Origin of the sequence: Ponticoccus litoralis (genome assembly GCF_039769985.1) — a bacterium.
In the GTDB taxonomy this organism is placed as follows: Bacteria; Pseudomonadota; Alphaproteobacteria; order Rhodobacterales; family Rhodobacteraceae; genus Ponticoccus; species Ponticoccus litoralis.
The window spans coordinates 1,122,045-1,148,213 of record NZ_JBDNCH010000002.1 but is presented as its reverse complement, the minus strand read 5'-3'; the positions used below and the strand labels follow the sequence as shown (position 1 = coordinate 1,148,213).

Below are 26,169 nucleotides of genomic sequence, written 5' to 3'. Positions count from 1 at the left end.
GCGGGTCGCGTTTTGCCTTGCACCGCCTGCTTGCCATGACGACACACCGCCCGGCGCGGCCTGCGCGCCGGGGTCGGGCGCAGGCCGTGAAGGCGGCACAGCCGGGGACGCGGAGGCCGCCTAGCTGTAGTGGGCCACCGGGGTGCCCGCGATGGCCGCCATGTTCAGCAGCCCGCGCGCGGTGATCGAGGGCGACACGATATGCGCCCGGTTGCCCATGCCCATCAGGATCGGCCCGACCTCCAGCCCGTCCGCCTTTGTCTTCAGGATATTGCGGACGGCAGAGGCCGCGTCCGCATGTCCGAAGATCAGCACGTTGGCGGCGCCCGCCATCCGGTTGCCCGGAAGCAGCCGGGCCCGCAGGTCGGGGTCCAGCGCCGCGTCCACGTTCATCTCGCCTTCGTAGCAGAAGTCGTGGCCCTCGTTGTCGAGGATCTCCATGGCTTCGCGCAGCCGCAGGCCGGTGCCTTCGGTCAGGTTGCCGAACTGCGACTTGGAACAGAAGGCGATGTTCGGTTCCAGCCCGAAGCGGCGGACGTGGCGCGCGGCACCGATGGCGATATCCGCAAGCTCGCGCGGCGAGGGGTCCAGGTGCACGTGGCTGTCCGCGACAAACAGCGGCCCGCTTTCGAGGATCATCAGCGAGAGCGCGCCGACCGGATGCAGCTTGCGGTCGCCCAGCACCTGCCGGACGTAGTTCAGATGCCAGAGGTATTCGCCGAAGGTGCCGCAGATCAGGCTGTCGGCCTCTTCGCGCTGCACCATGACCGCGCCGATGGCGGTGGAATTGGTGCGCATGATGGCGCGCGCGATGTCGGGTGTCACGCCGCGCCGGGCCATGATGGCGTGGTAGGTTTCCCAGTAGTCGCGGTAGCGCGGATCGTTCTCGGGGTTGACGATGTTGAAGTCGCGTTCGGGGCGGATTTCCAGGCCCATGCGCTCGCAGCGGGTCTCGATCACCTCGGGGCGGTCGATCAGGATCGGGGTCTCCGTGGTCTCTTCCAGGATCGCCTGCGCGGCGCGCAGCACGCGCTCGTCCTCGCCCTCGGCAAAAACGATGCGGCGGCTGGCGGTCGCGGCGGCACTGGAAGACCGGGCGCATCAGCAGCGCGGACTTGTAGACCGAGGCGTCCAGCTTCTGCTTGTATGCGGCGATATCGGCAAGCGGGCGCACGGCGACGCCCGACTCCATCGCGGCCTTGGCCACGGCGGTCGAGACGACGCCGGACAGGCGCGGGTCGAAGGGTTTCGGGATCAGGTAGTCGGCGCCGAATGTCAGCTGCTCGCCGCGATAGGCGGCGGCGGCCTCGGCGCTGGTGGTCGCGCGGGCCAGCGCCGCGATGCCCTCGACGCAGCCGATCTGCATGGCGTCGTTGATCTCTGTCGCGCCCACGTCCAGCGCGCCCCGGAAGATGAAGGGGAAGCAGAGCACGTTGTTGACCTGGTTCGGGAAATCCGAGCGCCCGGTGGCGATGATCGCGTCGGGGGCGGCTTGCCGGGCGAGGTCGGGCATGATCTCGGGCGTCGGGTTGGCCAGTGCGAAGATGATCGGGCGGCTTGCCATCTGCGCCACGTGTTCGGGCTTCAACACGCCGGGGCCGGAGAGGCCAAGGAAGAGGTCCGCGCCCTCGATCACCTCGGAGAGCGTGCGCTTGTCCGAGGCCTGCGCAAAGGCGGCCTTCTGCGGGTTCATGTCCTCGGCCCGGCCCTCGTAGACCAGCCCGTGAATGTCACACAGCCAGATGTTCTCGCGCTTCACGCCCAGCTTCACCAGCATGTTCAGGCAGGCGATCCCCGCCGCGCCGCCGCCGGTCGAGACGACCTTGATCTGGTCGAAGCGCTTGCCCGCGACATGCAGCGCATTGGTCGCGGCGGCGCCGACGACGATGGCGGTGCCGTGCTGGTCGTCGTGGAAGACCGGGATGTTCATCCGCTCGCGGCAGATCTTTTCGACGATGAAGCAGTCGGGCGCCTTGATGTCCTCGAGGTTGATGGCGCCGAAGGTCGGCTCCAGCGCGCAGACGATGTCGGCCAGCTTCTCGGGGTCGCTTTCGTTCACCTCGATGTCGAAGCAGTCGATATTGGCGAACTTCTTGAAGAGCACGGCCTTGCCCTCCATCACCGGCTTCGAGGCCAGCGCGCCGATATTGCCCAGTCCCAGCACGGCGGTGCCGTTCGAGACGACCGCAACAAGGTTGCCGCGCGCGGTATAGCGGGCGGCGGTGGTCTCGTCGGCCTTGATCTCGAGGCAGGCCTCGGCCACCCCCGGCGAATAGGCGCGGCTGAGATCCCGGCCATTGGCAAGCGGCTTGGTCGCGCGGACCTCCAGCTTACCGGGCCTTGGAAATTCGTGGTAAGCCAGCGCCGCCTGACGCAGGCTATCGTTGGACGTATCGGACATGCGCTGGGCCCTCCTCCGAGGCATGGTTTAACGGTAAACTAAATTGAGTCTGCCGTTCGGTCATGCGCTGCGCCTAGCAGGTTCGGGGCTGGCTTGTAAACGCGCGAACACGCTGCGGTGCAGCGGTCGCAGGCGGTTTGGCGCCCTTGCTGGCAAGGCTGTGGCGGCGGATGGCAGTGGCGCCGGGACAACCGGTCTTGCCGGGCTTTGCGCCGGGTCGTGTGGTGCAGGTTTGCAGGGTGTCCGGCGCGGGCGCGGCCCGGGGTGGCGTCCGGTCAGGGTCGGGAAGGCCCCGCGGCACCTTGTCCGGCGGCTGCGTTCGCGCGGACCACGCAGAAGCCCGGGGTCGCAAGCCAATAACAAGCCAGCAAAAAGGCAGCGGTGCCGCTTGCGGCCACGCTGCCTGTGATGATTGTTTCCCGGTGTGCCGGGCCGCAGGGGGCGTCAGGCGATCACTCTGCCATCCCGCGCAGCGTATCGATCCGGCGGTCGGCCTGACGGCTGGTCAGCGCGTCGTCGTAATCCTCGCCGGTATCTTCGCACAGCTGTAGCAGCACGGCGGCCTGATAGTCGGTCATGGGGGCATGGGGATCGGCGGGTGTCTCGGCGGCGCCGTCGACAAGGGAGGTCTGGGTCATGGTTATGGGGTCTCCACCGTTTATGACGGGGGAACGCCGGAACCGAACGCCGGGTTCCCCTTGCAATCGCCGCCTGCCGTCGGAACAATGCGCTTCTGTTACAGGAGGCCCCGATGTCCGATCCGTCGCTTGCCGATGCCGCCCGCGTCGTGCGCGAAAACGCCTATGCCCCCTATTCCCGCTTCAAGGTCGGCGCCGCGCTGCGCAGCCGCTCGGGCGCGGTCTACGCGGGCTGCAACGTCGAGAATGTCGCCTACCCGGAAGGCACCTGCGCCGAGGCCGGTGCCATCGCCGCCATGGTCGCGGCGGGCGAGACGGCGATTGCCGAGGTCTACGTGATCGCCGACAGCCCCGACCCGGTGCCGCCCTGCGGCGGGTGCCGGCAGAAGCTGAAGGAATTCGCCGGGGCCGACGTGCCGGTGACCATGGCGACCACGGATGGTGCGACCCTGCGCCTGACCGTCGGCGACCTTCTGCCCGGCGCCTTCGACAGCGGACATATGGACCGCGCATGATGGATGCGCGCAGCGTCATCGCCAGCCTGCGCCGCGGAGAAGAGCCCACTGCCGAGGCGCTGCGCTGGTTCGCGCGCGGTCTTGCCGATCACAGCGTCAGCGCGGCGCAGGCCGGGGCCTTTGCCATGGGGATCTGCCTGCGCGGGCTCAGCGAAGAGGGGCGCGTTGCCCTGACCCTGGCGATGCGCGATTCGGGCGAGGTGCTGGACTGGGATCTCGACGCGCCGGTGGTCGACAAGCATTCCACCGGCGGCGTGGGCGACTGCGTGTCGCTGGTTCTGGCCCCGGCGCTGGCGGCCTGCGGGGTCTACGTGCCGATGATCTCGGGGCGGGGGCTGGGGCACACTGGCGGGACGCTGGACAAGCTGGAGGCCATCGCCGGTTACGACGTCTCGCCCGACGAGGCGCGGTTCCGTCAGGTGGTGGCCGACGCGGGCTGTGCCATCGTCAGCGCCTCGGCCCATACGGCGCCTGCGGACAAGCGGCTGTACGCGGTGCGCGACGTGACGGCGACGGTCGAAAGCCTCGACCTGATCTGCGCCTCGATCCTGTCGAAGAAGCTGGCGGCGGGGCTTCAGGCGCTGGTGCTGGACGTCAAGGTCGGCTCTGGCGCCTTCATGAAGACGGCGGAAGAGGCGCGGGCGCTGGCGCGGGCGCTGGTGGACACGGCCAGCGCGGCGGGCTGCCCGACGACGGCGCTGATCACCGACATGAGCCAGCCGCTTGCGCCCGCACTGGGCAATGCGCTGGAGGTGGACGCGGTGGTGCAGGTGCTGACCGGCACGCCCGGCCCGCTGCTGGACCTCAGCGTCGCGCTGGGGGCCGAGGTGCTGGCCTCTGTCGGCATCCCCGACGGAGAGGACCGCCTGCGCGCGGCGGTCTCCTCGGGCGCGGCGGCAGAGCGTTTCGGGCGGATGGTCTACGGCCTTGGCGGGCCGTTGCATTTCGTCGAGAACTGGCAGCGCTTCCTGCCCGAGGCGCCGGTGATCCAGGAGGTCGCGGCGCAGGCGGACGGCGTGGTCTCGGCCATCGACGGCGAGGCGCTGGGGCTGGCGGTTGTCGACCTTGGCGGCGGGCGCCGGGTCGAAAGCGACCGGGTGGACCCTGCGGTGGGTCTGGATCAGGTCGTGCGGCTGGGCGAGCGGGTCCGGAAAGGCCAGCCGCTGGCCCGCATCCACGCCGCACGCGAGGAACAGGCCGAGGCGGCGGCCCGCGCGGTGCGCGCGGCGGTGACGCTGGGCGAGGCCCCGACCGAAGGACCGCTGGTGCTGGAGCGCGTGACATGACCCGGGCCTTTCTTGTCGTGATGGATTCCGTCGGCATCGGCGGGGCGCCCGATGCAGGGGCCTTCTTCAATGACGGGGTGCCGGACACCGGGGCCGACACGCTGGGCCATATCGCTGCGGCCTGCGCCGCGGGGCGCGCCGAAGAGGGGCGCAGCGGGCCTTTGCAGGTTCCGACGCTGGCCGCGCTGGGGCTGTTCCATGCCCATGCGCTGGCCACCGGTGCGGCCATGCCCGAAACGCCCGCCCGGGGCCGCTGGGGCGCGGCGACCGAGGTCTCGAAGGGCAAGGACACGCCCTCGGGCCATTGGGAACTGGCGGGCCTGCCGGTGCCGTGGGAGTGGACCTATTTCCCGGACCGGACGCCCGCCTTTCCGCCGGATCTCATCGCGAAGACCTGCCGGATTGCGGGCACGGAGGGCACGCTGGCCAATTGCCACGGCTCGGGCACCGTGATGCTGGACCGCTTCGGGGCCGAGCATATCCGCACCGGCTGGCCCATCTGCTACACCTCTGCCGACAGCGTCTTCCAGATCGCCGCGCATGAAGAGCACTTCGGCCTCGACCGCCTCTTGCAGCTGTGTGAAACGCTGGCGCCGACGCTGCACGCCATGAAGGTCGGTCGCGTGATCGCGCGGCCCTTTGTCGGGCGGGAAGGCGCCTTCCAGCGCACCACCAACCGGCGCGATTATGCGATCAAGCCGCCCAAGCCGATCCTGACCAACTGGGCGCAGGATGCCGGTCGGCGGGTCTATGGTGTCGGCAAGATCGGGGACATCTTCTCGATGACCGGCATCGACACGGTGCGCAAGGGCGGTGACGCGACCCTGATGGGCCACCTGTCGGACCTGATCGACGAGGCCGAAGAGGGCAGCCTGACCTTCGCCAATTTCGTCGAGTTCGACAGCCTTTACGGTCACCGCCGCGATGTCTCGGGCTATGCCCGCGCGCTGGAATGGTTCGACGCCGCGCTGGCCCGCGTGCTGCCGAAGCTGCGCGACGGCGACTTGCTTCTGATCACCGCCGACCACGGCAACGACCCCACATGGACGGGCACCGACCACACGCGCGAGCGCGTGCCGGTGCTGCTGCATGGTGCGGGCAGCGGGCCGCTGGGGCAGGTGGCTTTTGCCGACGTGGCCGCCAGCGTGGCGGTGCATCTCAACCTGCCCGCGCAGGGCCCCGGAGGTTCCTTCCTGTGAACGATTACGACTACGATCCCGACGCCCCCATCGACGAAGAGCACATGGCCCGCATCCTCGATCTGCCCAAGGTCGAGCTGCACCTGCATTTCGAAGGCGCCGCGCCGCCTGCCTTCATCCGGGGGCTGGCGCAGGAGAAGAAGACCGACCTGTCGAAGATCTTCCGCGCCGACGGCTCTTACGCGTACCGCGACTTCGTGCATTTCCTGTCCGTCTACGAGGCGGCGACCAGCGTGCTGAAAGGCCCCGAGGATTTCGCCCGGCTTTGCACAGCCCTGATGGAGGAAAGCGCCAAGGACGGCGTCGTCTATTCCGAAACCTTCGTCAGCCCCGATTTCTGCGGCGGCGGCGATGTGGGCGCCTGGAAGGAATACCTGCACGCCATCCGCGAGGCGGCGGAGGCGGGCGAGAAGACCTACGGCGTCACCCTGCGCGGCATCGTCACCTGCATCCGCCACTTCGGCCCCGACAAGGCCAAGGCCGCCGCGCGCTGCGCCGCCGAGACCGCCGGCGACTGGATCACCGGCTTCGGCATGGGCGGCGACGAGAACATGGGCGAGCAGGGCGATTTCGCCTACAGCTTCGACATGGCCGCCGAGGCCGGGCTGCGGCTGACCACCCATGCAGGCGAATGGCGCGGCCCGCGCGAGGTGGAGAACGCCGTGACCGACCTGCGCGGGATGGAGCGCATCGGCCACGGCGTCCGCGCCATCGAGGACCCGCGCCTCTGCGACATCCTCGCCGAGCGCGAGATCACGCTGGAGGTCTGCCCCGGCTCCAACGTCTTCCTCGGCGTCTACCCCTCGCTCGACAAGCACCCGATCCAGCAGCTGCGCGCGCGCGGCGTGAAGGTCACCGTGTCGACCGACGACCCGCCCTTCTTCCACACGACCCTGCGGAAGGAGTACGAAAGGCTTGCCAAGACATTCCGCTGGGGGGCAGACATCTTTCAGGACCTGAACCGCACCGCCCTCGATGCCGCCTTCTGCGACGCGGCCACGAAAGAGGCGATCAAGAAGAAACTGGAGCCCGCGCCATGACTGAACACCTGACCGTCGTCCGCCACCCGCTGGTGCAGCACAAGCTGACGATCATGCGCGAAAAGACCACCTCGACCGCGTCTTTCCGGATGCTCCTGCGCGAGATCAGCCTGCTCTTGGCCTACGAGGTCACCCGCGATCTGGAGATGGGGGTGAAGACCATCGAAACCCCGATCTGCCCGATGGAGGCGCCGACCATCGAGGGCAAGAAGCTGGCCCTGGTCTCGATCCTGCGGGCGGGCAACGGGCTGATGGACGGCATACTGGAGCTGATCCCGGCGGCGCGTGTCGGCTTTATCGGGCTGTACCGCGACGAGGAAACGCTGAAGCCCGTGCAGTATTACAACAAGCTGCCCGAAGCGATGGGGGAGCGGCTGACCATCGTCGTCGACCCGATGCTGGCGACCGGCAACTCCTCTGCCGCGGCCATCGATCTGGTGAAAGAGGCGGGGGCCACCAATATCCGATTCCTCTGCCTTCTCGCGACGCCCGAAGGGGTGGCGAAAATGCGCGAACGGCACCCGGATGTCCCCATCGTGACCGCCGCACTGGACGAGCGCCTTGATGAAAAGGGCTATATCGTGCCCGGTCTGGGCGATGCCGGAGACCGGATGTTCGGCACCAAATAGGGGATTTCCTGCAGGCGGGGCGCCAGATCGGTCATTCCCGCCTTGGGGATTAATTCCACGATGCGGGCGCGGCGCGGCGATTGTCAGCCCGGCTGAAACGCCGAGCCTGCAAGGCTTCTCAAGGCTTTACAAGACCGGCGTCATTCGGGCATGCTTTCGCAATATCTGTGGGGGCAGACATGAAATTGAGTTCTATGAAGTTGACCGCATTGGTTGTGTCGTTTTTCGCGCTGTCTGCCGGCGCTGCCACGGCACAGGGGATGGACGCCACCCCGGCAAACTTTCCGCCCGCAGGGTTCAAGGGCACGCAGTTCGCGGATGCCCGGGGCTGCGTTTTCGTTCGGGCCGGGTTCGACGGAAACGTGACATGGGTTCCGCGCGTCACCCGCCAGCGCAAACATATCTGCGGCCAGACACCGACCAGCTTCGGCGGCGCGACGCGGACGGCGGCGGCCCCGGCGCCGCAGGAACGGCCCGTGCAGATCACCGTGACGACGCCGCCCGCTGCCACCCCGGCGGCCCCGGCGCCCACGGCGCGCGCAACGGCCCCGGCCCGCGTGGCCGCCCCGGCACCCGCCCGCGCCGCGCCTGCCACGGCGCCGGTGCGTGTCGCGCCCGCCCCGGCGCGCGTCGCGACGACAACGCGGGTGGTCCGCCAGCCCGCGCCGCAGCCCGCTCCCGCTCCGCAGCAGGTGGTGCGTGTCCCGGCCTCCAAGCCAGTCGCCGCAGAGCCGCCGCGCGTGGTGCGCCGCGTGCCCGCCGCAACGGCGCAGCCCGGTTCGCTGAAGACCTACCGCGTCGGCACGACCGTGAAGGTCCCGGCCCAGATCGCCTGCCAGAATGGTCAGACCACGCGCGTCGTCGACGGGCGCAGGGTGGCGCTGCGCTGCGGGCCGCAGGCGACCCCGCATGTCACCACCATCCGGCGCGGCGAGGCTCCGGCCCCCGGCAAGACCGTGCATTACAATCGCGGCAGCTGGGACGACAGCAGCCTTCGCGACCTGCCGGGCGATACCCGCATCGTGCCGCGCCACGTCTATGAAAGCCGCGATGTGTCCGACAACGTCGTGCCCGCCGGGTATCGCCCCGCGTGGGAGGACGGCCGCCTGAACCCCTACCGGGCCTATATGACGCTGGACGGCTACGACGCGACGCAGAAGCTGTGGACCCACACCGTGCCGCGCCGCCTGATCAAGCGGGTCGGCGGCTACGAGCATCGCGACCCGATCCTGGCCTATCGTGTGCAGGACAGCAGCTATCCCGCGACCTCGGGGCAATACGGTCACCGCTCCACGGTTTCGTACCATGCGCAGGGCGAGGCCTATCGCAGCCCGGTCATGTCCACGCGTGGCGCGGCGCCGGTGGCGACCGCCTCGGACCGCTGGGTCGAGATCGGCGCCTTCACCTCGGCCTCTGGCGCGCAGGAGGCCGCGGCCCGCCTGACCGCGGCAGGGCTGCCGGTGAAGATGGCAAGGCTGACGCAGGGCGGGCAGGTGATGCGCTCGGTCCGGGTCGGTCCCTTCGCATCGGGCGCCGCCCTGAACGATGCGCTGAGTGCCGTCAGGCGCACCGGCTACACGCAGGCCTACCTGCGCTGACCGCCGTACAGGTTTCCAGGCAAGGGGCGACGGGGCGATCCGTCGCCCCTTTTGCTTGTGACAGGATACGTCACGGGCGCGGTGCCTTCAGCGGTAACCAGGGATCGGGGCAGGGGCTCTTGGTCGCGTCAAAGCGGCGGTTTCGCAGGCCACCGTCGGTGCCATGGTTGCCCTGCGCGACACCCGCGGGCCGAGCCTTGTACCAGCGGGCCGCATCCGGCGATGGGCAGGTGTTTCGGGTGCCGTCGCCGCGCCGGGGGCCGGTCCCTTGGCCCCGCTATGCCCGCGCCCTTCGGACCTCAGGACCCGCAGATCCCCTGCAGGCGGACCCAGTCGGCATCGGTCAGCACAAGGCGGCTGCCCTGCGCCGCGCGGGGATCGGCCTCGATCAGGGTCAGGACGGACTCGCCGGTGATGTCACGCGCATAGGCATAGGGGCTGGACCGCAGCTCGGCCTCGGAGAAGGCGGCCAGCCAGCGGCTCCATCGGCGGATCGACGGGGCGGCTGGTCAGCAGGTGCTCTGCATAGGCGTCAAGCGCCGCATCCGGTAGGTTGCCGGTGGTCAGCAGGCGCAGGCTGGCCCAGAGCCCGGCGTGGTCCAGCACATCCGCAAGCGGGTCGCTTTGCCGGGCCCGGAGGGCTTCCGTCAGGATGAACCCCGCCGCGACGTCCGGATCCTCGTGATCCTCCAGCACATTGCGGTGCAGCAGGATGATCCGCCCGGGCAGGTGGGCCGACCGGCGGGCCCCGGCGGGCACGATGACGACGCTGCCGGTATCCCCCAGGACACGCCGCGCGAGGCGGCGCAGGGGCTGGCGGGCATCCGGGGTCATGCAGGGCTGGCCGGTCACGCGGGCGATCTGGGTCAGCAGGCGCTCGCCGATTTCGGCGCGCTTGACCATGGGCACGACCTGCACGGTGTAGCGTTCCAGCGCGCCCGGCAGCCAGAAGACCGCAAGCCCCAGCAGGATTGCGAAAATCGTTCCGCTGAGCAGGAAGCGCAGCTTTCCCGGGTGCGGGCGCTTGCGGTCGATGGCGCGCAGCAGCTTGTCGATCCCGGCGATCATGTCGCGCTCGCCCTCGCCCAGCTCCAGCGTTTCGCCGGGGTCGCCGTCGGGGTGGTAGATCGCCGGAACGGCAGAGCCGTTGGCCCGGATCACCGCCCCCAGCGACCAATGCGCCAGCGGGCGGTTCTGGATGTCGGACATGGTCAGGGTGGCGTCGCCCAGAGAGACCACAACCTCGCGCCGTTGAACGTCGGGCGCGGGGCGCCAGAGGCCAGTGGCCTCCAGCCGGTCGAACTCTTTCAGTGCTGTCATCGTGCGGGGCTGCTCTGCCTCAGGTCTCGGGCGACGCTATCATGCTGCCGGGGGCGGGCAATCTGGCACGCGCGCGGGCCGGGCGCGTTGTCCGGGGATGGCGCAGGTGAGCGCGACGCGACAGCCTGCGGGGGCGGGACGCCGGGGGCGCATCGCGGGGATGGCGTCGGGCCGGGCAGGGTGCGGCAACGCGGCGTGGCCGGTCCGGCGGGGCGACCAAGGCTCTTGCAAGAGCCTTGAAAATTCCGTGCACGGAATTTGCCGCCCTACCGCGCCCGCAGGAACTTGCGGCTGATGAAGCCCTCGGTGCCCTCGGCGTCGCGCACCCTGTACCAGACGGCGTTGCGGGCGATGCAGCCACGGACCGCACCGGCAGGGCCGGGATCCTCCGGGTCGGCGGCCATGCCGCGGCAGGCCGCCGCGCAGCTTTGCCGCTCGTCCTGCCGCCCGGCGACCACCGGGTTGCCGATCAGCGTCAAGGCCTCGCCCAGAGGCACCTCGCGCAGGATCTCGGCGCCAAAGCCGGTGCCGCCGCGCAGGTTGACGTATTCGCTGACCTCGCTGACCGCGACTTCGGGTCCGGCGATCCAGCAGGAATCCCCGGCGGCGGGCGCAAAGGGCCGGGCGTCCGAGGCCAGAAGGACCGGCTTCAGCGCCGCCACCGGGTCCGGGCCCGCCACCGGCAGATCGGTCAGGACGGTGTCCGGTGGGTGCATCATGTAGGGGTAGAGCGTCGCCAGCGCCTCGGTGAAGCCGCCGCTGCCGAAGGAGACCTCGCCGATGGCGCCGCCGGGCTGTGGCTCGGGGAACAGCGTGACCGTGCATGCATAGGCGCCATCGCCCAGGAAGGCGGGCAGGGTGGTGACGCGGACGCCGCCGTCGGGCGTCTCGATCGCGGTGTCGATCAGGGACAGCGCGTCGCTGATCCCGGCGGCGACCGGCGTCCCGTACCGCGCGCTCTGGGCATTGGCGCAGGCCTGTTCCACCAGCGCCTCGCGCGGCGCGTCGGGGGCGGCGGTGGGCGTCACGGGCATGCGCCAGCGCGCAGCATCGCCGACGGTGGCGATCCGGCGCATCTCTCCGGGGGGCGTGGCCAGCATCTCCAGCAGCAGGCTTTCCGCGAAGGTCATGCCGATATCGTCGCGCAGCGCCAGCAGGTCGCGCAGGCTGCGCAGCGCCACCCCATAGGCGGCGTCGATCTCGGCGCGGGAATGGCTGCGGTCTTCGGTGACCAGCGCCGGCGCGTCAAAGCCCAGCCGCCCGCGCGGGTGCAGCTGCCGGTCGGTGAGGGGCAGGTCTTCTTCGCCCTGCCGCTGCCCGGCCATGAAGATCAGCGCGCAGGCGCTGTCGCAGGTGGCGCCCGGCCCGACGGCGGTGCCCATGCCAAGGCCTGCCACCTGCCGCGCGATCTCCAGCGCCGCGCCATAGTCGCCGCCGGGACTGTCGAGGCAGAGCCTGCGGGTGCCGTAGACCTCGGCCTGCCAGCCCTGCTCGGCGGTAAAGGCGGCGAAGGCCTGCGCGCTCTCCGGGGTCAGCGGGCCCGAGAGGGTCGCGGTGCAGCCCATGGGCCCGGGCTCTTCGGACAGGGTCACGGCGGCGGTGACGGGGGCCGCGAGCGAGGCGGCGGCCAGCATCAGGGCAGGGAACAGGCGCATCACAGGGATTTCGCCTGCCCGCGCAGTTCGAACTTCTGGATCTTGCCGGTCGAGGTCTTGGGCAACTCCTGGAAGACCACCACCTTGGGGCACTTGAAGCCCGCCAGCCGCTCACGCGTGTAGGCGATCAGGTCCGCCTCGGACACGTCGTGCCCGTCCTTCAGCTCGACGAAGGCGCAGGGCACCTCTCCCCATTTCTCGTCGGGCTTGGCCACCACGGCACAAAGCAGCACCGCGTCATGCCCCATCAGGCAGCCTTCGACCTCGACGGACGAAATGTTCTCGCCGCCCGAGATGATGATGTCCTTGGCGCGGTCGGCGATCTGCACGTAGCTGTCGGGGTGCTGCACGGCGATGTCGCCGGAATGGAACCAGCCGCCCGCAAAAGCCTCTTGCGTGGCCTTGGGGTTCTTCAGGTAGCCCTTCATGACGCCGTTGCCGCGGAACATGATCTCGCCTTTGGTCTGGCCGTCCATGGGGATCGGCTGGCCCGCCTCGTCATGCACGGCGAGGCCTTCCATGAAGGGCATGGCGACCCCCTGACGGGCCTTGACGGCGGCGCGCTCGGCCCCCTGCAACGGCTCCCACTGGGCCTGCCATGTGCATTCCGTGGCGGGGCCGTAGACCTCTGTCAGGCCGTAGACCTGCGTCACGTCGAAGCCCATGGGCTCGATCTTGGCCAGCGTCGCGGGGGCCGGGGGCGCGCCCGCGGTGAAGACGCTGACGCTGTGCGAGAAGGGGCGGCGCTGGTCCTCGGGCGCGTTCACCAGCATGTTCAGCACGATGGGGGCGCCGCCGAAATGCGTCACGCCCTCGTCGGCGATGGCGTCGAAGATCGCCTTGGCGGTGATGTCGCGGCAGCAGACCACGGTGCCCCCGAGCGCGGGCATCATCCACGTGTGGCACCAGCCGTTGCAGTGGAACAGCGGCACGATGGTCAGGTACTTGGGATGCAGGGTCATGCGCCACGACAGCACCTGCCCCATGGCGTTCAGATAGGCGCCGCGATGGTGGTAGACCACGCCCTTGGGCCGCCCCGTGGTCCCAGAGGTGTAGTTGAGCGCGATGCTCTCCCACTCGTCTTCGGGCAGCACCCAGCCGAAACCCGGATCGGCGCCCGCCAGCACGTCCTCGTATTGCGGATAATCCGAGTGCCGGTGCACGCCCGCGAAATCGTCGGGCACCTCGATCACCTGCGGGGGCGTGCCCTCCATGCGGTCCATGGCCTCGGCCAGAACGGCCACGAACTGCGAGTCGCAGAGCACCACCTTCGCCTCGCCGTGGTCGAGGATATAGGCCACCGTATCGGGGTCGAGCCGGGTGTTGATGGCGTTCAGCACCGCGCCGCAGGCGGGCACGCCGAAATGCGCCTCTGCCTGCGCGGGGATATTCGGCAGGATCGTGGCCACCACGTCGCCGGGCCGCACCCCCATCTCCGCCAGAGCCGAGGCAAGGCGGGTGGCGCGCTCGATATACTGCGCATAGGTCTTGCGGTGCGGACCGTAGACCACCGCGGGGTGATCCGGCCAGACCTGCGCCGCGCGGGTCAGGAAGGACAGCGGCGTCAGCGGTACGTGGTTGGCGGCTGTCTTCTCCAGCCCGGTTTCGTCCTTCAGCCAACCCATCGCATACCCTCCTGCCTTGTGGTCGGCGCGATAATGGACAAGCTTGGGCGGGGTGAAAAGGGGCGTCGGAGGCGCGCATGATCATCTCGCCCGGGCGCGGCTATGTCTTTGTTCACATTCCCAAGACCGGCGGCACCTCGATGGCCGCCGCGCTGGAGGCGCGGGCGCATCGCGACGACATCCCGATCGGCGATACCGAAAAGGCGCAACGGCGCCGGGGGCGGGTGGCGAAGCTGCGCGGGCAGGCGGCGGGGCGGCTGTGGAAGCATTCGACGCTGGCGGATATCGACGGGGTCGTGACGGCGGCGGACCTGGACCGGATGCTGTGCTTTTGCCTCGTGCGGAACCCCCGGGACCGGGTAGTCAGCTATTACCACTGGCTGCGTGGGCAGAGTTTCGACCACGCGGCGGTGCGGATCGCCAAGGCGGTGGATTTCGCGGCGTTCCTGCGCCACGCCCACACGCAAGAGAGCCTGCGCGCATGGCCCTACGGGCGTTACATGCGCGATGCTTCGGGGCGGGAAAGGGGCTGTTCCTGCGGCTGGAACACCTTACCGAGGACTGGGCCCCGCTGGTGGACCATCTGGGCTTCACGCCCGGGATCGGACACCGGAACCGCTCTGACCGGGCGGCGGGTTGGCGCGGCTACTACGACGATGCGACGCGGGCCATCGTGGCGGATCTCTGCGCCGAGGATATCGCACGCTTCGGCTATCGCTTCTGACGGCTGGGGCCGGAACGATAATCGCCCCGCCTGAGTGAGGCGGGGCGGAAGAGGCGCAGGATCCCGGTTTAGGGAATGAATGGCGACCCCGCGCCCCTACCTCGTGCGGGCTTACATGCCCGAAGAGACAGCGAAGCCCGAGATGCCGCCCATGCCGAGGTCGGCCAGCATCGTCGCGGCGCCGGTTTCAAGGTCGATCATGTAGAGGCCCGCGCTTTCGGCGCCTTCCATCTGCAGGATCGCATAGGCCTGGTTCTCGTCCTCGGCGGGCGACAGGATGTCGAAGCCGCCCATGCCGGAGAGGTCGACCTCTTCGCCCTCGACGGTGACCTTGCCGATGGTTTCCAGCGTGCCCGCGTTGTTGGCGAGGCTCACCAGCGAGTCGGTGCCCGCGTCCAGCGCGTATTGGAAGGTGCTGCCCGCGACCGCGCCGTTGATGGCGTTGGTATAGGCGTTGGCGAAGATCATCGGCGTCGCACCTGCGTTGGCGTCACCCTCGGCATAGGCGAGGTCGGTGAAGCGCATGACCTTGCCGGCCTTCTCGTCGCCGTCGCCGAAGCCCTCGGGGAAGTAGACGAGGTTGTCCCCGGTCGAGGACACGGCGCGCACGGCGTCGATGGCATTGTTGAAGTCGAAGGCGACCATGGCGTCGGCGCCGATCGTGGCATCCTCGGCGAAGGCCGCGCCAAGGTCGGTCATCTCGCCCGACATCGGGTCGAGGGTGTAGATCATGCCGTCGGCGAAGCCCAGAAGCGCGCCGGTCACCGGGCGGAAGGCGATGGCGTCGAGGGCGGAGTCCAGCGGGTAGGTCTGTGCCTCGCCGGGGGCCGCGATGTCGGCCATCACCACCAGCGTGGCGCCGTCATCGGCCAGAGCGTAGCCCATGTTCCCGGCATGGCCCATCGCCAGAAGCGGCGAAGCGGACAGGGTTGCAAGGGCGGTGGCGGTCAGGAAACGCTTGGTCATTGTAAGCCTCTCTGTCGGTTGCGGGGGCGTCGCGCCCCTCGATGCAACGGAAGACACGAAGAGGCCGCGAAAACGGTTTCACCGCGTGGTGCAAAAGTTTTGCCTGACCTTGCGGCATGGTGGTCTGCGATGCCCCCGGGCGCCCGGCACCCGCAGGCCCGGTGCCCCCGTCGCGCCGTCGAGGGGCTCTGTCACGGTATGCGGCAGGGCCCGGGCCTGCCTCGCAGGCCAGTCTCTGCGCCGTCCTGACGCGCCCGCCCCGGCCGTCCCGCCCGCGCTATTCCGGCAGAGCAGGGAGGCGCGCGCTCTTGCTGCCCTGCGGGTTTCGCAGGGGGAGGTGCGGCGGGCTGGTCGCGCTGCCGGGTCTCTGGGGCCGCGCCTAGCGCAGCGGCGTGAACAGCGCGTCGGTCATCGTGCAATCGCGGATCGTGTCGCGCCCGCAGGGCACCGGGATCAGGTCGCGCGACAGGCAGACCCGCGCCTCATGGATCATGCCGTCGCGGCAGGTGATGGTCAGCATATCGGCCTTCAGCCCCGGGTTGGCCTTCAGAAAGGCCTCTTCCACCACCGCCGCGGGCAGTTTCACCGCCTTGTCGAGGCTGCGGAAGACCTCGGGCCGGGTGATCGAGCCATAGGCCTGCCGCGACAGGTCGTAATAGGCCCGCGCCGAAAGCCCCGAACAGACGCCGTGTTTCTTCCACTGGTGCCACGCCAGCCCGCCCGAGCCCATGATGTCCGCCATCGCGCCGGTCATCTGCCGCGAAGGCGCGCGTTCCACCGTCGGGCAGTAAGAGGGCCAGCCGCGATGGTACTGCGGCCAGAGCCCGTGCAGCACCCAGCCCGCGTCGGTGTCGCATTGCTCGGCCTCGCGGGCGTCCCCCTCCAGCGCGCACCAGTTCGGCGACCACGACAGCGCCATGACGTAGTAATCGAATGCGCCCGCCTTCTCGCCATCGGCAAAGGCCTGCGCGGGCAGGGCGGTCAGCAGGGCGGCGGCAAGGGTCGCGAGGCGCATTTTCTCTTCCTTTTTGGGTTCGGCGTCACTATATAGCGGCCAAGTTTCCCGACAACGGCAACCCGTCCCGGAGATCATCCGGGGCCTCCCGCGGCCCTCACCGGCCCGGGGTACGCGGAAGATTTGCCGTTCGCCAGACCGAGAAGGAGAAGAGAAAGATGTCCAAGCTGCTGCATCCCAAGGCGACCGCCGTCTGGCTGGTGGACAACACGACGCTGTCGTTCAAGCAGATCGCCGATTTCACCGGTTTCCACGAGCTCGAGATCCAGGGCATCGCCGATGGCGACGTGGCCACCGGGGTGAAGGGCTTTGACCCGGTCGCCAACAACCAGCTTGTGCAGGAAGAGATCGACAAGGCGGAGAAGGATCCGCTGTACAAGATGAAGGTCAAGTTCAATCCCGCCGCCCGGGACGAGGACAAGCGCCGTGGCCCGCGCTACACCCCGCTGTCCAAGCGGCAGGACCGCCCGAACGCGATCCTCTGGCTGGTGAAGTTCCACCCCGAGCTGACCGACGGCCAGATCTCGAAGCTGGTGGGCACCACCAAGCCGACGATCCAGTCGATCCGCGAGCGCACGCACTGGAACATCCAGAACATGCAGCCCATCGACCCCGTCGCCCTTGGCCTGTGCAAGCAGACCGAACTGGATGCCGCCGTTGCCAAGGCCGCGAAGGCCGTCGCCAGCGTCATGACCGACGACGAGCGCCGCAAGCTGGTCTCGACCGAGCAGAGCCTCGACATGGACGGAAACGAACCGCGCCTGCCCACCGCCATCGAGGGGCTGGAGACCTTCTCGCTGTCCGATCCGCGCGAGGATGACGAGGACGAGGACAAGAAGAGCGACGCCGATTATTCGGATGCCGACAGCTTCTTCAACCTGCCGGACAGCAGCGACGACGACGACGAAGAGGACGACGATCCGCGCGGCTGATCAGGCCCGGACCGACCCCAGTATGGCGCCCCGGTGGAGAGATCCGCCGGGGCGTCTTGCGTTTCGCACCGGACCTGTCGCGGCCACCGCCCCGGACCATGCGGCGACGGTCCCTGCGCCGTCCCGGGGGTGGCCTGCGTGATCCGGCATGGGGGGCGGTGCCGAGACCGCCGGCGGCGTGGCGGGTTCTGTCCGTCCCGGCGTCCGTTCGCACCCTTTCAGGGCAGGGGCAGGGGCAGTCCTGCCGGGCGTCAGAACCGTTTGCGCGCGTTCAGCGCCGCCGTGATGGTGCCGTCGTCGAGGTAGTCGAGTTCGCCGCCGATGGGCACGCCCTGCGCCAGCGAGGACAGCGCCACGCGCCCCTCCAGCCGGTCGGCGATGTAATGCGCCGTGGTTTGCCCGTCGACGGTGGCGTTCAGGGCAAGGATGACCTCGGTCACGTTCTCCGCCTCCAGCCGGGTCAGCAGTTGCGGGATGCGCAGCTGGTCCGGCCCGACGCCGTCCAGCGCCGAGAGCGTCCCGCCCAGCACGTGGTAGCGCCCGGTAAAGACATTCGCCCGCTCCATCGCCCAAAGGTCCGAGACATCCTCGACCACGCAGATCAGCCCGTTGCCGCGCGCCTCGGACCGGCAGATCTCGCAGATGTCCTCGGTGCCGACATTGCCGCAGTTCAGGCATTCGCGGGCGCTGTCGGCCACCGCCATCATGGCCTCGGCAAGGGGGCGCAGCAGGGCGGCGCGCTTGCGGATCAGGTGCAGCACCGCGCGCCGCGCCGAGCGCGGACCAAGGCCGGGCAGCCGCGCCATCAGCGCGATCAGCGCGTCGATGGGATCGTTGGGGCGGCTCACGGGGTCTGGACCTCTCCGGGGACGGCGACCCGCTCGACCCGGTAGCCCCGGTCGCGCAACAGCGCCACCATGCCCGCCTCTCCCGGCAGGTGAAAGCTGCCCACGGCGACAAAGGCCCCGCCTGCGTCGAGGGCGGGTGCCGCCGCCTCGACAAAGTCATGGTTGCGCTCGTCCAGAAGCCAGCTGTCGAGCGCGTCGAGCTGTTCCAGCCCGGCCTCGCCGAAGAGGGTCTCTATCCGCGCGCGGTCCTGCATCATGGCAATGGCGGAACGGCCCTGAAGATACAGGGCAAAGCCGGTGGCGCGGCCCTTCCAGTCCTCGACCGGGGCCAGATAGCTGCCGTAGATCGTCAGCATCGCCGCACCCATCGACCGCCCGCCGGTGCCGTCCAGCTTCTGGCGGATGCGCTGCGCCGGTTCCAGCCCGAGGATCCGCGCGCCCTTGATGTGGCCCAGCGTCTGGATCAGCGTGTCCTGCGTCGGATAGGTGCCCGAGGCGAAATCCTCGCAGGGCGACCAGAGCAGCACCTCCATCAGCGCGCCGAGGGTCAGGTAGTCGGTCGCCTCGCGCCCCCAGCCGATGCCGTCCAGCCGGTCGCGGATCCAGCCGTCGACACGCGGATCGAGCGAAAGCGTGTTGTAGGCCGAGGGCTGGCCGTCGGCGATGTAGCGGCCCTGGTGGGTGACATCGGCGTAATAGGCGGCACGGCTGGGATAGACCGGGTCGATCTCCAGCGCGACGGTCTTCGCGCGCGCGATCTCGGCCAGCACCATGTCCGGCAGGTCCAGAACCTCGCGCTGGGTGCTGTGGAAGGTGCCCCACAGATGCGAGACGGCGCCGCCCGGTGCGGTGATCCGCCAGAACCGGCCAAGGCCGTTGGGGATCTCCGCGGCCTGCCGTTCCAGCTCTGCCAGCGGCGCGTCCAGCGTATCCTCGTAGAGCGCGACCTGCGGCACGTCGCAGACGTCGCGCGTGGCCCAGTCCTGCGCCAGCGCGGGCCCGCCTGCCAGCGCGGCAAGGCCGACGGCAAGGGCTTTCAGGGGGAAGCGGGCAAGGGACATGGCGCGGGTTTCCTGCTCAACGACCCGCTTGCGGGGCCTGTTGCCGCCACTCTAGGGCCTTTTCGCACGATGCTGTATCGCTTTTCACAGCGGGCGGCGCCAGAACCGCAGCGGGGCCGCCGGTGCCGCGTCCCCAAGGCCGGTGGCCCGGGCAGGGCGCGGCGACCCAAGGGCCGCCCGCACAAGGGTCAGAACGGCAGCTTCATGTCCGCGGGCAGGCCCATCGCTTCGGTCAGCTTGCGCATTTCCTGCTCGGACCGCTCCGAGGCGCGGCTCTGCGCGTCCTTGATGGCGGCCGGGATCAGGTCCTCGACCACCTCTTTCTCGTTCGGGTCGAAGATCGTCGGAGAGATGTCCAGCGCGGTCAGCTCACCCTTGGCGGTGGCCGTCGCCTTGACCAGTCCCGCGCCGCTTTCGCCGGTGACGGTGATCGTGTTCAGGCTTTCCTGAAGCTCGGCCATCTTGGCCTGCATCTGCTGCGCCTGTTTCATCATCTTGGCCATGTCGCCAAGGCCGCCGAGACCTTTGAGCATTGGTATTCTCCGCTAGGGCTGAAGTTGCGGGTTTATCGCAGGGCTGACGAGAGGGGCAAGGGGCGGGCTGCCAGGGCCATTGCCCGCCCGGACCTCATGGCGAAATCTGCGCGGTTTCGATACGTTCGATCAGGGCGTCGAGGTCATGCGAGACGCTGCCGGGATCGCAGGTCAGCGTGGCGACTTCGGTCGCGCCCTTCATCACGGTGATCCCGCCCGTCTCGCCCGAGGACCAGACGTCGTAACGATAGTCGCCGCCCGGCGCGTTGAAGGTGACGCTGGACCACGGCTCGCCGCCCATGCCGTTCCAGGGGGTATAGTAAAGCGACGCCAGATCCTGCGTGATCGCCAGTTCCGGAGGCTGCCCGGGCCGGAAGAAGCCGTACTGTGCCTGATCGCCGTCCAGCCAGAAGGCATCGCAGACCTCTACCGCCTTGGCACCGCCATCGAAAGTGCAGGCAAACCGGACGGATTCGTCCAGCTCGCAGAACTGTTCGGCAAGAAGGGGCAGGGCGCTTGCAGCCAGCATGGCCGCAGCCAGAAGGGGGGCTTTGTCATGGTCTTTCCGTGTCTCATCATCATTCCCGCGACGGCAGCCGTCCGCAGAAGGGTCACTCTTCCTCGAAGGGATCCCATTCGTCCTCGACCTCGGGCAGGGCGTCCAGTTCCGCCTCGACCTGCGCCTCTTCGGCAGTCTTCACCGCCTTGATCCGCGCCTTGGGGAAGGCCATCAGCGCGGCCTGCACAAGCGGGTGCTGGCGGGCCTCTTCCTCGATTGCCAGCCGCGCGGCGTCGCGCCGCTCGAAGACCGTCTGCGCCTCGCAGCCGTTGACCACCGAGACGCCCCAGCGGTTGCCGGTCCAGCGTTGCAGGGCGGTGCCGAGACGCTGGGCGAGATCGGCGGGCGCGGTTTCGGTCGGGGTGAACTCGATCCGGTCGGGCTGGTAGGCGGCAAGGCGCAAGCCGCTTTCGACCTCGACCAGAAGCTGCACGTCGCGGTTGGCGCGGATCAGGTCCAGCACATGCTCGAAGGTCGGATAGCGCGCCAGCGCCTGATCGGCGGCCAGCGCCACCACGGTATTGCCATATGACGCGGACGGACCGCGCGGGCCGGGATGCGTGGGCTGGGGCACGCCCTGCGCCTGCACCTCGCCGCCGTGGCCATGGGCCATGCCGCCGCCGCCTCCGCCGGGGCCGGGAGCGGGCGGGGGCGGGCTGTCCTGCAACCGGCGCAGCAGTTCCTCGGGCGAGGGCAGTTCCGCCACATGGGTCAGCCGGATCACAGCCATCTCGGCGGCCATCATGGCCGAGGGCGCGTTCGCGACCTCTTCGATGGCCTTCAGCAGCATCTGCCAGGCCCGGCTGAGGGGCCGCATCCCGAGCCCATCTGCAAAGGCCAGCCCGCGCGCGCGTTCGTCCGGCGAGATCGTCGGGTCCTCGGCGGCGTCCGGGGTGATCTTCACCACGCTCACCCAATGGGTCAACTCGGCAAGGTCGCGAAGCACCGCCAGCGGGTCGGCGCCGTCGGAATACTGCGCCGAGAGCTCGGTCAGGGCGCCCGCCGCATCGCCGCGCATGATGCGCTCGAACAGGTCCATGACCCGGCCCCGATCAGCGAGGCCCAGCATGGCGCGCACCTGATCGGCGCCGGTTTCGCCAGCGCCGTGGGAAATCGCCTGATCCAGAAGCGAGGTCGCGTCGCGGGCCGAGCCTTCGGCGGCGCGGGTGATCAGCGCCAGCGCCTCGTCGGTGATCTCTGCCCCTTCGGCGCCCGCGATCTTGCGCAAGAGACCGATCATCACCTCGGGTTCGATCCGGCGCAGGTCGAAGCGCTGGCAGCGCGACAGGACCGTCACCGGCACCTTGCGGATTTCCGTCGTGGCGAAGATGAATTTGACGTGGGCGGGCGGCTCTTCCAGCGTCTTGAGCAGGCCGTTGAAGGCCTGCGTCGACAGCATGTGCACCTCGTCGATGATGTAGATCTTGTAGCGCGCCGAGGCGGCCCGGTAGTGCACGCTTTCGATGATCTCGCGGATGTCGCCGATGCCGGTGCGGCTGGCGGCGTCCATCTCCATCACGTCGACGTGGCGGCCCTCCATGATGGCCGTGCAGTGCTCGCACTGGCCGCAGGGTTCGGTTGTCGGGCCGCCGTTGCCGTCCGGGCCGATGCAGTTCATGCCCTTGGCGATGATCCGGGCGGTCGTCGTCTTGCCGGTGCCCCGGATGCCGGTCATGATGAAGGCCTGCGCGATGCGGTCGGCCTTGAAGGCGTTGCGCAGGGTGCGCACCATGGCATCCTGCCCGACGAGGTCGGCGAAGGTTTCCGGGCGGTACTTGCGGGCAAGCACCTGATAGGCGGGCGAGTCGGTCATGGGCTGTCCTCGGTCGGGCAGGCGCAGGGTATCGGCTGCATGGCATCGGGTGCAAGCCGAAGGGCGTGACGGCCCCGCCGTTGCCGGGCAAGGCCGGGCGGGCCGGGAACCGCTCGCGGGAGTGTGACGTTGGGGCATCATGCGCGGCATGGAGGGCAGGCGATGCGGTTGAGGAACATCCGGGGCAGCCGGAACGTCGAGGATCGGCGCGGACGCGGGGGCGGCGGCGCTGCCGTGGGAGGTCTGGGCATCGGCGGGGTGCTGCTGGTGCTGGCCATCGGCTATTTCACCGGCATCGACGTGACACCGCTGCTGAACGGCGGCGCGCCCCAGTCGCAAGGCGCCCCGCGCGAACTGACGGAGGCCGAGAAGCAGGCCGGAGAGTTCAGCGCCCGCGTGCTGGCCACCACCGAAGAGGTCTGGTCGGACGTCTTCCCCGACAGTTTCGGCGGTCCCTACGATCCGCCCACGCTGGTGTTGTTCTCGGGCGTGACCTCCAGCCCCTGCGGCGGCGCCTCGGGCGCCACCGGGCCGTTCTACTGCCCGGCGGACGAAAAGGCATATCTGGATACGGAATTCTTCGCCACCATGCGGTCGCAGCTTGGCGCCGGGGGCGATTTCGCCGCCGCCTACGTAATCGCCCACGAGGTCGCCCACCATGTCCAGAACGAGCTGGGCATCCTCGGCGAGGTCAACGCCCTGCGCCAGCGGGCGGGCCAGCGCGAGGCCAATGCGCTGACGGTGCGGCTGGAGTTGCAGGCCGATTGCCTGTCGGGCGTCTGGGCCAGCAAGGTGCAGGGCCTGATGGAAAAGGGCGACCTTGACGAGGCGCTGAACGCGGCCCGGCAGATCGGCGACGACACGCTGCAACGGCGCGCCGGGCGGGTGCCGCAGCCGCATACCTTCACCCATGGCACCTCGGAACAGCGGCAGCGCTGGTTCGCGACGGGCTTCGACAGCGGCGATCCGCAGGCCTGCGATACCTTCGGGACCGATACCCTGTAGGCCGCACGCCTCGCGCGTGTGTGAGGCGGCGCTGCGCAGCTTCGGCTTCGCCCCATCGCGCGCGCTCCACGGTATCCTCCAAATCAAAGAAGGGCAGGGGGCTGTGGTTCTGTCTTGCCTCTGGCGGGCGGAGCCTGCGTGGCACCGGCAGGCGCGCGCGGGGCTTGCGCTGCGGGCGCGATTCGTGGTCTTTGGCGGCAAGGGCCATCGCAGGGGGCCTCCTGATCCGCGGAAAGCGTGATGCACCTGCCCAAGGACGACCGACAGCATTCTTCGGTTCTCTCTTGCCCGACAGGCGGATCACGGGCGTTGACGGAGGAACCCTCATGCCCGAACTTTCTCTCGAATCCCTGCGCCGTGAGGCGAAGCTGTTGCAGCGCGCGTGGATCGCGCGCGACCCTCAGGCCGTGATACGGCTGAAAGAGCATCCGCCGCGCGGCGGGCAGGATCTTGTTCGCGCGGATTTTCTGCATGTGATCGCGCAGGAAAACGGCTTTGCCAGCTGGCCCCGGCTGAAACTGGCGGGCCGAGACCATGGGCCTTGACCGGGCCACCGCGCTGCAACGGCTGAAGATCGCGCTTTTTCACGACCGCAACGCGCTGGTGAAAGAGTTGCTGTTGCAGTGGCCGGATCTGGCGGACGGGATGTTCGGTCTGGAATGCGCGCTCTACCGGCGAGAGGCCGTTGCGGCGGCCCTTGCACGGAACCCGGCGCTTGCGGTGACAGAGGCGGGCGGACGGCGCCCCATCCTGCACCTTGCCTTCTCGCGATGGTTTCAGGGGCGGCCCGGCGTGGCGGCGGACATGCTGGCGGTGGCGGAACTGCTGCTGGCGCATGGCGCGGATGTGGACGACGGCTTTGCCATGACCCCGGGCGAGCGGCATCTTCTGTCGGCGCTTTACGGCGCCGTGGGGCATGCGGGCAACATGGTTCTGGCGCGCTGGCTGCTGGATCACGGCGCCGATCCGAACGACGGCGAGTCGCTGTATCACGCCACGGAACTGGGCCACCGCGAGGGGCTGCGCATGCTGCTGGAGGCAGGCGCCGACCCGCGCGGGACCAATGCGCTGCTGCGGGCGATGGATTTCAACGATCACGAGGCGGTGGCGCTTCTGCTGGCCCATGGCGCGCAGGCCGATGACTTCAACGATGCGACGGTGGCGGGCGAGGCACCGGTGGTGGTGCCTGCGCTGCATCAGGCGGCGCGGCGGGGGTGCGACCGGCGCATGGCAGAGCTGGTGCTGACGGCGGGCGCCGATCCCGACCGGCGGCACGCGGGCGTCACAGCCTATGCGCTTGCGCGGGTCTTCGGCTCGACGGCGGTGGCAGAGGCGATCGCGGATGCGGGCGGCAGCACCGAGCTGACCCGCGAAGAGGCGCTGATGGCCCGGGCGGCAGAGGGGCAGGACTCTCCGGGCGCCTATATCGACCCGGCGCGGCTGGCCCCGGCCTACGCCGACCTGATGCGCGAGCTGGTGCATCTGCCGGGGCGGCTGGCGCAGATGAAGCGGCTTGTCGACCTTGGCGTTCCCTACGACAGGCCCGATCCGCACGAGCAGGTCACGCCGACCCATGTGGCGGGCTGGGCCGGGAAGGCCGAGGTTCTGAAGTGGCTGCTGACCCTGCGGCCCGACCTGAGCCATGTGAACGGCCATGGCGGCACCCTGTTGGGGACGATCCTGCACGGGGCCGCGAACAATCCCGACCGGGCGGCGGGGGATTACCTCGGGTGCCTCGAACTGGCCCTGCGGCAGGGCGTGGCGCTGCCCCGGCGCGAGATCGCGCTGGCCCCCGAACCCCTGCGGGACTTCCTTGAAGACTGGGCCGAGGCGCGGCCCGGGCAGGTGGTCTGAGGCGCGCGGGCGCCGCCCCGCTGCCAGGCGTCAGGCGCTCTCTGGGCGCTGCCGCGCAAGTGTGTATCATCGGGCGATTCGTGTTGAATGGCCGAAAGGGACTGCATGGCGGAAGCGGAACAGAGGGGCGCGGCGGTGCTGCATGTGCTGCCGGTGGGCGGCGGGATCGTGGCCCTGTCGCCGCTGCCGGGCGCCGCGGGGGATTTCCGGGGCGATCTGGAGCATGTCACCAGCCTGCGGCCCGCTTTCGTGGTCTGTCTCGCCACCCAGGCCGAGATGGAAGAGGTCGGCGCGCGCAGCCTGCCGCAGGCGGTGCAGGACAAGGGCACGCGCTGGCTGCATGTGCCCGTGATGGCCGCAGAGGCGCCTTCCGCCGAGACCCTGTCCGCCTGGACCGAGGCCAGCGCGGCCCTGCGGCGCGCGCTGGCGGGGGGCGGGCGCGTGGTTGTCTACAGCCGTGCGGGCGCCGGGCGCGCCGGGATGCTGGTCTTGCGGCTGATGATCGAGGCCGGAGAGGCGCCGGACGAGGCCGAGGTGCGGCTTGTGTCGGTGCATCCGGGGGCGGTGGTTCCGGGCCCGCAGCGGGACTGGGCTCTGGCGGCCCCGCGCGAGGCGGTGGAGTTCCGCAGGCACCCGGACGAGGCGCGGCGCGCCGGGCCGGGCAGCGGCAAGAAGCCGTGAGTGAGGGGGCGATTCACAGCGCGGCCCGCCGGCAAGCGCGCTGCGATGAACAGGAAAGGGCTGGCCGCTTTAGGCAGCTTTCCTGCGGAAAGCGCCTGTCGCTTTGCGACTTGTGCAAGGCACAAATCGCTGGGTGAGAGATTGCAACGACCCAAGCGGGGCTCGTTACGGCTGCTTCCTTCCGGACCTGACCGGGTTGGCGAGGCGCTTGCCCGCACAACCTCTCAAGAGGGCATGTAGGACAGACGAGCGGCTTTTGCAATGGGGGCAGG

Annotated in this window: 22 protein-coding genes, 1 other RNA gene and 2 pseudogenes; 12 read left to right on the top strand and 13 right to left on the bottom strand. The window is 69.4% G+C overall.

The genetic code is table 11. From position 1 onward, the window contains the following. Positions 1 to 120 precede the first annotated feature (120 nt). Together ABFB10_RS06705 and ABFB10_RS06700 are read right to left on the bottom strand one after the other, a co-directional pair. Positions 121 to 2,401 (bottom strand): annotated as a pseudogene (locus ABFB10_RS06705) (NADP-dependent malic enzyme). A gap of 452 nt (positions 2,402 to 2,853) precedes the next feature. After that, positions 2,854 to 3,039 carry a DUF3072 domain-containing protein gene (locus tag ABFB10_RS06700; RefSeq protein WP_347165921.1) on the bottom strand — a complete coding sequence of 62 codons (186 nt, stop codon included), beginning with the start codon at positions 3,037 to 3,039 and terminating at the stop codon, positions 2,854 to 2,856. A 113-nt stretch (positions 3,040 to 3,152) separates the two neighbouring features. Here ABFB10_RS06700 and ABFB10_RS06695 point away from each other — a divergent pair, with 113 nt between their 5' ends. The 6 genes from ABFB10_RS06695 (at position 3,153) to ABFB10_RS06670 (ending at position 9,306) form a co-directional block, all read left to right on the top strand. Continuing rightward, on the top strand, positions 3,153 to 3,554 hold the full coding sequence (locus ABFB10_RS06695) for a cytidine deaminase (protein WP_206564241.1): 402 nt from the start codon (positions 3,153 to 3,155) through the stop codon (positions 3,552 to 3,554). Further along, positions 3,554 to 4,840 carry a thymidine phosphorylase gene (locus ABFB10_RS06690; protein ID WP_347167953.1) on the top strand — a complete coding sequence of 429 codons (1,287 nt, stop codon included), beginning with the start codon at positions 3,554 to 3,556 and terminating at the stop codon, positions 4,838 to 4,840. Before ABFB10_RS06695 ends, ABFB10_RS06690 begins: the two co-directional genes overlap by 1 nt. Continuing rightward, positions 4,837 to 6,039 carry a phosphopentomutase gene (locus tag ABFB10_RS06685; RefSeq protein WP_347165920.1) on the top strand — a complete coding sequence of 401 codons (1,203 nt, stop codon included), beginning with the start codon at positions 4,837 to 4,839 and terminating at the stop codon, positions 6,037 to 6,039. Before ABFB10_RS06690 ends, ABFB10_RS06685 begins: the two co-directional genes overlap by 4 nt. Before the next feature lie 44 nt (positions 6,040 to 6,083). Then, positions 6,084 to 7,079 carry an adenosine deaminase gene (locus ABFB10_RS06680; protein WP_347167952.1) on the top strand — a complete coding sequence of 332 codons (996 nt, stop codon included), beginning with the start codon at positions 6,084 to 6,086 and terminating at the stop codon, positions 7,077 to 7,079. After that, positions 7,076 to 7,708 (top strand): uracil phosphoribosyltransferase, encoded by a 633-nt coding sequence (gene upp, locus ABFB10_RS06675; protein WP_347165919.1) that lies wholly within the window; start codon positions 7,076 to 7,078, stop codon positions 7,706 to 7,708. Before ABFB10_RS06680 ends, upp begins: the two co-directional genes overlap by 4 nt. 179 nt (positions 7,709 to 7,887) lie before the next feature. After that, the gene (locus ABFB10_RS06670; RefSeq protein ID WP_347165918.1) at positions 7,888 to 9,306 is read left to right on the top strand and encodes an SPOR domain-containing protein; all 1,419 of its coding nucleotides are present in this window, start codon (positions 7,888 to 7,890) and stop codon (positions 9,304 to 9,306) included. Between the two features lie 417 nt (positions 9,307 to 9,723). Here the strand turns inward: ABFB10_RS06670 and ABFB10_RS06665 are convergent, their stop codons facing one another. The 3 genes from ABFB10_RS06665 to ABFB10_RS06655 all read right to left on the bottom strand — a co-directional run bounded on the left by ABFB10_RS06665 (position 9,724) and on the right by ABFB10_RS06655 (position 13,906). Then, positions 9,724 to 10,626, bottom strand: coding sequence for a hypothetical protein (locus tag ABFB10_RS06665; RefSeq protein ID WP_347165917.1), 903 nt, complete (start codon positions 10,624 to 10,626; stop codon positions 9,724 to 9,726). Positions 10,627 to 10,892: 266 nt separating this feature from the next. After that, positions 10,893 to 12,284: a COG3904 family protein gene (locus ABFB10_RS06660; protein ID WP_347165916.1), complete on the bottom strand. Its 1,392-nt coding sequence runs from the start codon at positions 12,282 to 12,284 to the stop codon at positions 10,893 to 10,895. Continuing rightward, on the bottom strand, positions 12,281 to 13,906 hold the full coding sequence (locus ABFB10_RS06655; protein WP_347165915.1) for an AMP-binding protein: 1,626 nt from the start codon (positions 13,904 to 13,906) through the stop codon (positions 12,281 to 12,283). The genes ABFB10_RS06660 and ABFB10_RS06655 overlap by 4 nt, the downstream gene beginning before the upstream one ends. Positions 13,907 to 13,983: 77 nt before the next feature. Here ABFB10_RS06655 and ABFB10_RS06650 point away from each other — a divergent pair. Next, positions 13,984 to 14,630, top strand: a pseudogene (locus ABFB10_RS06650) (sulfotransferase family 2 domain-containing protein). 111 nt (positions 14,631 to 14,741) lie between these two features. On the opposite strand, the gene ABFB10_RS06645 reads toward ABFB10_RS06650, so the two are convergent. Further along, positions 14,742 to 15,596, bottom strand: a complete 855-nt coding sequence (locus ABFB10_RS06645; protein WP_347165914.1) for a DUF4394 domain-containing protein — start codon at positions 15,594 to 15,596, stop codon at positions 14,742 to 14,744. A gap of 379 nt (positions 15,597 to 15,975) precedes the next feature. Further along, positions 15,976 to 16,611, bottom strand: coding sequence for a ribonuclease T2 family protein (locus tag ABFB10_RS06640; protein ID WP_347165913.1), 636 nt, complete (start codon positions 16,609 to 16,611; stop codon positions 15,976 to 15,978). A 158-nt stretch (positions 16,612 to 16,769) separates the two neighbouring features. Between ABFB10_RS06640 and ABFB10_RS06635 the strand changes: the two genes are divergently transcribed. Beyond that, positions 16,770 to 17,543 (top strand): DUF1013 domain-containing protein, encoded by a 774-nt coding sequence (locus ABFB10_RS06635; RefSeq protein WP_347165912.1) that lies wholly within the window; start codon positions 16,770 to 16,772, stop codon positions 17,541 to 17,543. A gap of 251 nt (positions 17,544 to 17,794) precedes the next feature. Here the strand turns inward: ABFB10_RS06635 and recR are convergent, their stop codons facing one another. From recR to ABFB10_RS06610, 5 genes are all read right to left on the bottom strand, one after another. Then, positions 17,795 to 18,391 (bottom strand): recombination mediator RecR, encoded by a 597-nt coding sequence (gene recR, locus ABFB10_RS06630; RefSeq protein ID WP_347165911.1) that lies wholly within the window; start codon positions 18,389 to 18,391, stop codon positions 17,795 to 17,797. Then, positions 18,388 to 19,452 carry a TraB/GumN family protein gene (locus ABFB10_RS06625; protein WP_347165910.1) on the bottom strand — a complete coding sequence of 355 codons (1,065 nt, stop codon included), beginning with the start codon at positions 19,450 to 19,452 and terminating at the stop codon, positions 18,388 to 18,390. Before ABFB10_RS06625 ends, recR begins: the two co-directional genes overlap by 4 nt. Positions 19,453 to 19,640: 188 nt before the next feature. Continuing rightward, positions 19,641 to 19,985, bottom strand: coding sequence for a YbaB/EbfC family nucleoid-associated protein (locus tag ABFB10_RS06620; RefSeq protein WP_347165909.1), 345 nt, complete (start codon positions 19,983 to 19,985; stop codon positions 19,641 to 19,643). A gap of 94 nt (positions 19,986 to 20,079) precedes the next feature. Further along, positions 20,080 to 20,514 (bottom strand): hypothetical protein, encoded by a 435-nt coding sequence (locus ABFB10_RS06615; RefSeq protein WP_347165908.1) that lies wholly within the window; start codon positions 20,512 to 20,514, stop codon positions 20,080 to 20,082. Between the two features lie 82 nt (positions 20,515 to 20,596). Further along, positions 20,597 to 22,357, bottom strand: a complete 1,761-nt coding sequence (locus ABFB10_RS06610) for a DNA polymerase III subunit gamma/tau (RefSeq protein ID WP_347165907.1) — start codon at positions 22,355 to 22,357, stop codon at positions 20,597 to 20,599. Positions 22,358 to 22,519: 162 nt separating this feature from the next. Between ABFB10_RS06610 and ypfJ the strand changes: the two genes are divergently transcribed. The 4 genes from ypfJ (at position 22,520) to ABFB10_RS06590 (ending at position 25,897) form a co-directional block, all read left to right on the top strand. Continuing rightward, a complete protein-coding gene (gene ypfJ, locus ABFB10_RS06605; protein WP_347165906.1) occupies positions 22,520 to 23,362 on the top strand; it encodes a KPN_02809 family neutral zinc metallopeptidase in 843 nt (280 codons plus the stop codon). A gap of 326 nt (positions 23,363 to 23,688) precedes the next feature. Next, entirely contained in the window at positions 23,689 to 23,907 is a 219-nt protein-coding gene (locus ABFB10_RS06600) for a hypothetical protein (protein ID WP_347165905.1), read from the top strand. After that, a complete protein-coding gene (locus ABFB10_RS06595; protein ID WP_347165904.1) occupies positions 23,897 to 25,216 on the top strand; it encodes an ankyrin repeat domain-containing protein in 1,320 nt (439 codons plus the stop codon). Before ABFB10_RS06600 ends, ABFB10_RS06595 begins: the two co-directional genes overlap by 11 nt. A 105-nt stretch (positions 25,217 to 25,321) precedes the next feature. Then, a complete protein-coding gene (locus ABFB10_RS06590) occupies positions 25,322 to 25,897 on the top strand; it encodes a protein-tyrosine phosphatase family protein (protein WP_347165903.1) in 576 nt (191 codons plus the stop codon). Positions 25,898 to 26,026: 129 nt separating this feature from the next. On the opposite strand, the gene ffs is transcribed toward ABFB10_RS06590, so the two are convergent. Next, positions 26,027 to 26,126, bottom strand: an RNA gene (gene ffs, locus ABFB10_RS06585) — signal recognition particle sRNA small type. Positions 26,127 to 26,169: the final 43 nt, after the last annotated feature.